4 protein-coding genes and 1 pseudogene are annotated in these 6,511 nt (G+C 43.2%); all 5 read right to left on the bottom strand.

Features of this window, described 5'->3' with window-relative positions; genetic code table 11:
* A pseudogene (locus LKD71_RS17490) lies at positions 1-851 on the bottom strand (CD1107 family mobile element protein); the annotation flags it as partial.
* Positions 805-1,107, bottom strand: a complete 303-nt coding sequence (locus LKD71_RS17495) for a DUF4315 family protein (RefSeq protein ID WP_008688068.1) — start codon at positions 1,105-1,107, stop codon at positions 805-807. The pseudogene LKD71_RS17490 and the gene LKD71_RS17495, both read right to left, overlap by 47 nt.
* A 42-nt stretch (positions 1,108-1,149) precedes the next feature.
* Entirely contained in the window at positions 1,150-3,951 is a 2,802-nt protein-coding gene (locus LKD71_RS17500) for a CD1108 family mobile element protein (RefSeq protein ID WP_227616372.1), read from the bottom strand.
* Between the two features lie 18 nt (positions 3,952-3,969).
* Positions 3,970-4,080, bottom strand: a complete 111-nt coding sequence (locus tag LKD71_RS17505) for a hypothetical protein (protein ID WP_008688066.1) — start codon at positions 4,078-4,080, stop codon at positions 3,970-3,972.
* A 16-nt stretch (positions 4,081-4,096) separates the two neighbouring features.
* Positions 4,097-6,508, bottom strand: a complete 2,412-nt coding sequence (locus tag LKD71_RS17510; RefSeq protein ID WP_227616373.1) for a VirB4-like conjugal transfer ATPase, CD1110 family — start codon at positions 6,506-6,508, stop codon at positions 4,097-4,099.
* Between the last annotated feature and the right edge of the window lie 3 nt (positions 6,509-6,511).

Raw genomic sequence — 6,511 nt, forward strand, 5'->3', positions numbered from 1 at the left:
TCTTTATTAAGCTGTTCCTCAATACCTGTCACTGTCCGATCATCCACGGTTCCTTTTGCATCTGTCGGCTCAGAAGCCTGTGCATCCTGCGGAAGCGGTGAAGTCGTTGTTTTCTCAGTCCCAGTTGCATCTGCACTGGTCGTGGTTGCCATTGCACCATTACTGTCACTGGAAGTTTTCTGTTTCTCTGCCTGCTTCTTTGCCCATTCATAATAAGGATTCTGTAACACATACTTTTCAGACGTATTTCCGGCACCATCTGTTACCGTAATCTCAATCTGTTTTGTAGTAAAATCTTTCTGTGTCAATTGCACTCTCAGCATTCCATCCTTCAAGTCTGTATAAGTGGTGCCATTGACTGTTACTGCAGTAATCCCTGATACTGTATCATTCCCCTGAATCGTCAGCACACCATCTGTCAGGGAAGCAGAGAGTGTAGGCTTTTCCGTGTCATAACACTTAATAGAGCGATTCTGCTCATAGACCTTCCCCTCACCATCTGTAACACGCACATACACTGTCTGATTTCCAGTGATCGTGATACTTCCACTTCCGGTTACATCCTGCCAGCTTCCATCTTTTCCTGCTTTTGCTTCAATCTTTGCTATTGAGAAACCTTCCGGCATATGACTGGCATCTACCGTAACAGCAATGGTTGTTTCTCCCTGTTTCCAGCCATCCGGTTTCTCAATCGTGATTGTAGGCGTGGTATTCTCAGCTGCATAAGCAGTCTGTGTCTGGAGCAAAGGTGTTGTCAGGCAAAGAAATGTCGTTGCAGCAAGCAAGCTCTTTTTTACTCTGCTTTTAGTAATTGTTCTCTTCTTCTGTTTCATTTTTTCCAGATTCATCATCGGCTTTTGTTTCCTCCTTCTGTATTTCTACCCTGCCGGGCAGTTCATTTTTCATTCTCTTTTTGAAAGCTTCCAATTCCGGAATACTCATATCCATTGCACGGATAATTCTTACAATTTCCAGATTTTCCGCTTCTGTTTTTGCAATCTCCGCAGCCTTGAACCGCTTTAAATCTGCTTCATATCTGGCTTTGGATGCTTCCATTTTCTCTTTGGCTTTCTCATAATCTGCCGTTGCTTTTTCAAGACTTTTCATCGGTTCTCCTTTCCGGACGACTGATGCAGCCGCCCTTTTTTCTTACCATCGTCCAAATCCATAGAAATGGCTCTGCCAGTATGGGGAATTGATGGACGTATACTGCACCGGATGTCCACAATGGATCATCTGACCATTGCCTACATAGATTCCGATATGCGTTACCGGCTCCCCGGCGTCGTAAGTTCCAGTAAAGAAAATCAAATCTCCCGGCTGCGCCTCCGACTGGGATACTGGTGTACAAATGTTGTACAGTCCCTGTGCTGTTAATCTTCCTGTATTCCTTACACCAGAGTTTGTTAGACAGTAGCTTACAAATCCAGAACAATCGAATCCACTTGGGGAATATCCACCCCATACATATGGTGTTCCAAGATATCTCGCTGCTTCATTTAACAAACGCTGTGCTGCTTCACTGGTATATTCATTGCCGCCAAAGCCTGCTCCTTCTCCAGTTTCCAGATAAAAGATCGGGTTTAACCGCTCTCCATTTTTCAGAAGTTCAATATGAAGATGGCTTCCTGTGGAATTACCAGTATTTCCTACAAGACCTATCTCATCACCTTTCGTGACGGATGCTCCTGCAGATACACTCCGGCTGCTTAAATGTGCATACCGCAGTTCATAGCCTTTACTGTCCTTGATCACAACATAATTGCCATAGCTGTCGTTATAAGCAGAAGTTGTAACCGTTCCGGTCAGCCCTGCCATTACTTTTGTCCCTTCCGGTGCTCCGATATCCATACCATTATGAAGCTGATTTGCTCCTGATATTGGATGAATCCTGTATCCATAATAGCTAGTCACACTGGAATACCAGTTAAAATCAACCGGTGTTGCAAACATCTGCAAGTTGCCTTTTGTATCGTTGTAGGCACTGAACAGTTCTTTCTGGAAAAATCCCAGCCTGTCCTGACAGATTGACATCAAGTTTCCACTATTTAAGGTGACATTCAGCACATCTACATCTCTTGTCCTGGTCACTTCCACTTCATTGCTTCCATTATCATCTGCCAGATAACATTCCCATGTTTGATGTCCATGTGCAGATGCTGCCGCATGACTGTCATAATAGACATCAAACTGTACACCGTATCTTGCGAAAGCTCCGGTATCTTCTACAGTATATTCGACACCATTCATAACTACCTTTGTTCCCATTGGTACAAACGGATTGGAAGCATCTACCGCTAAAGTATGATTGGCAGTTGGATATGCTCCACTAGCAGTCGGTCCTCCGCTCCAAATACCACAACAAATTGGGCAGTTACAATACCCACTGGTCACAACCTGTCCCAAAGATTCTCCAACTCTTACAGTTGCTGTCTCTGTCACAGTCTCATTGACTGCTTCTGTTTCTAACCGATACTGCAATGCAAAAAGAGCATCCAGTTCTGGCTTTACCTGTTCAAAGGTAAATTCTTCATACTTTGCTGACAAATAACTGATCAGGATAAACGGATCATGCTCAATAGGTCCGATGTTATATCGGTATTCCTCATGTCCTGGTTCTTCAGATTCCATGTTGTTGATCCGCTCCTGCAGATTAGCTTCCAGCTGTGTGTAATACAGTTCCGCTTCCCGGATTGCCTGATCCGATGACAGATAACTGGTTCCGGTATAAGTGATCACATTTTGTAAAAACACTGCAGAGCAAGACGTGACATTCGTTATGATCAGAAACATCAATCCGATCAGAACTGCTACACTGATATACACCTTCCGGTTTTCTTTAAAGAAGTTGGTGACCTTACCGCCAATCTTCTTAATATAATCAATCGTACCTTTTGTAGCTGTTCCTACTGTCTGTTCACTTCGCTTAGCTTTGGCATAATCCCGTTTGATCTGTTGCTTCTGAATCTGTTTTTTCAGCTTCTTCTGCTCCTGATGGGCTGCCGCCAGTGTCTGTTTCTCTACCTGTCTCTCCAGTCTGCTTCTCTTTCTGGAAGCCCTCTGTTTCCTTCGTCTGGCACTTCTCTGTTCCAGCCGGTAAATACCTTCGCCGCCTTCTTCCAACTTATGGGCACCTTCTACCGCCGCATTATCGTCTTCATTTTTGCTGATCTCACGGTGCAATGCTACGGAAGTTGCACTTCCTGCTTTCTTGACAACAGAAGCTTTTTCTGTTTTCACAGATTCCCCTTCACCAAACTTCAAACGGGATTTTTTCTTTCCAGGAGATTCTCCTTCATTTGCCTGATAGACCTGTGCTTTCTTGGAATGCTGCTTTGCTTCCTTTTTCTTTCTTGCTTCTTCATAAGAAAACTTTTTGGCTTTTTCTTTCTGTTTCTGATGGTGGAAATTGACTCCATCCGTATCCATCTGGTTCAATTTCTCCATATCTTTGTCATTTTTCACAGAAGCACCAGTTTCCTCATAAGCAAACTTCAAACGTTGTTTTTGTTTAGGCTTTTTGCTGCCACCGGTCTGATTTCTCCGGCTGTCTCCCCTGTTTTCTGATAGATCAGCACGTTTATCTTTCAGTCTCTCTAACTGTCCGACTTCGGATTTTTCTGCAAGTCTGGATTCTTTTCCGACTTCAGCACGGATTCTTTTTCTATTTTGCTGTTTACTACTCTGTCCAAAATCCTCACTTTGCTTCTCTGTCCGTATCAGTTCCGGTGCATCTCTGGATTTTTGCACAGAGGGACGAATATTTTTCCCACTCCGTTCAGACTGGCGGGGAGACTTATCCACAAGGTTTTCTTCTTTTTCCCCCTGTTTTCTTCCCATCTGCACATCACTGGCACGGTTACTGACACGAACAGAAGATTTATCTGTCAGGTTTTCTTCCACCAGACCATCCTTGGTCATCTTTTGGACTTTCTTGTCCCTGACTTTCATTCTCTGTTCTGCCACTACTTACTCCTCCTTCTTCGGATACCCTTTCCCTGCCTGTAATAAGCAGAGAAAAGCGATGCCGAAAACAGCACCGCCACTAAAAGTTAATACATATGAAATTGCTCGTAACATTGTTTTCTCCTTTGATTTAACCTGCTTCGGAAGTCTCCTCTAAGCGGGTTGTCATGATTTTATAGAGGGAATTCTTCGGGAATCTGTCTACAAATGGGATAATGACATTTCCATAGAACAAAAGTCCTTCCCCCTCATTACTGTTGGTTACATAGGACAGCTGGGTTGGTGAGATATTCAGCTGCTTTGCCAGAATCTGCCTGTCTCCGGAAGCCTGGTTCAGCATATAAATAAAATCTGAATTTTCAAATATATTCTCTATCTCCCTGGAAGACAATAAATCTTTTATATTCTGGGTGATTCCAGTTGGAATACCACCCCATTTACGAAATCTCTTCCATATCTCCACACTATAAGCTGCGGTCTGCTCTTCCTTCAAAAGAAGATGGAACTCATCCACATAGTATCTGGTGGACTTATGAGCAGAACGGTTCATTGTTACCCTGTTCCAGACCTGATCCTGAATGACAAGCATCCCAATCTTTTTCAACTGCTTACCAAGTTCCTTGATATCAAAGCAGACAATGCGGTTATTGATGTCCACGTTTGTCTGATGGTTAAACACATTCAAAGAACCTGTAACATAGATTTCCAACGAAGTGGCCAGTCGCTGTGCTTCTGGCTCTTCCTGTTTTCTCAGAAGGTTATATAAATCCTCCAGGATTGGCATCTTCTCCGGTACTGGATCGGCAAGATATTCCTGATATACTAACCGCACACAACGGTCAATGATGGTCTTTTCTACCGGCTCCAGTCCATTCTTTCCTCCAACAATCAGCTCACACAAAGACAGAATAAAATCTGCTTTCAATGACAGTGGATTATCTTCCTCGGAATAGTTCAGGTTCAGATCCATTGGATTGATATACTGGTCAGATACTGGCGAAACCCGAACTACCTGCCCATGCAGTGCCTGCACAAGTGCCGAATATTCGGCTTCTGGATCACAGATAATGATATCGTCTTCCGTGATCAAAAAGCAGTTTGTAATTTCCCTCTTTGCTGAGAAAGACTTACCGGAACCTGGTGTACCAAGAATCAGTCCATTCGGGTTCTTCAAACGTTTCCGATCAACCATGATCATGTTGTTGGATAATGCATTCAATCCATAATAAAGAGCTTCCCCTTCCTGAAACAGTTCCTGTGTCGTAAATGGCACGAAGATCGCTGTTGAAGATGTGGTAAGCCCTCTCTGAATTTCAATCCGATTGACTCCCAGTGGAATACAGGACATGAGTGCTGCTTCCTGCTGATAATCCAGTTGTTTTAAAGAACAGTTATATTTCTGTGCAATTCCCTGCACCTGGAAAATATTGTTATCCAGTTTCTGACGCTTCCTTGCGGTATTCATCACCAGAACCGTTACAAGAAACATTCGTTCATTTCTGGACTGCAGATCTTCCAACAGGTTCTTCGCCTCTTCTCCATAAGTCACAAGGTCCGATGGAAGCACGTCCATATCATAACCGGAACGTACTGCCCGCTTCTGCTCTTCAATCTTCATCTTATCCAGATCTGAAATCTTGCTCTTGATCATCTTGATCGCAGAACTCTGGTCAATAGACTGGATATGAATGTTGACATTGATGCTGTCATCCACATCCAGGAAATCTGCAAGCATCCGGTCTGTAAGCTCCGGTGCCAGAATCTGCAGATAACTCACACTTCCCATCGTTCTTCCCATCAAAAATGTCTGATTCTTGGAAAAGTTAAAGGAAGTCGGTGCAATAAAATCTTTGGTCTTTAATCCTGTTTCTGGAAGCATCTTATACTGGAACTTAAATGGTTCAATCCGATCCTGGTTGAACACATGATACAGAATCTCCAGCCTTTCCAGACCATTCAGGGAATGCGCCTGTGCTCCCAAAACCTTAAAGTTATTTAAGATATCTGTTTCGATTCTTTCAAGCCTTGGTCTTGCCACCTTCAGGTTTTCTGCTTCGATTCCAAAAGTGATATACTTTGTCTTTACCAGACCATTATTTCCTTTGGAAAGCTGATTTTTCAGCATAGCACGGTACTCTTCACGAATGGCATTGAAGTCATCGTTCTGATCCGGAATATCAATACTTTTTTCAAATTCTGCCACATCCACCTGCTGATTGATAAAGGACAGCTGCACACTGATGGAAGAATCAAAGTAATTTAAGAAATCACAGTAATTTTCAAATATCGTGGTCTTATCCTCATTTAGAGCAAGCTGATAGTTGATGTCATAAAACTGAATCGTCTTGGAGAAAAAGGTCTTTGTCACCTGACAGATACCATCCTGCAGCATCCGAATATACGGAATACTCTGCTGTGCAGTTGTAGGAATGTTTTTCTGTTTCCTACGATCCCGTTCCTGCTTCTTTCTACGCTTTTCCTGTTCTCTTTCTTTTCTGCTTTTTTTGTTTCTTCTTTCCTGACGGTTTCTTTTTTCCGCCAGGGA

The sequence above is a fragment of the Fusicatenibacter faecihominis genome, assembly GCF_020686945.1.
Taxonomy (GTDB): domain Bacteria; phylum Bacillota; class Clostridia; order Lachnospirales; family Lachnospiraceae; genus Limivivens; species Limivivens faecihominis.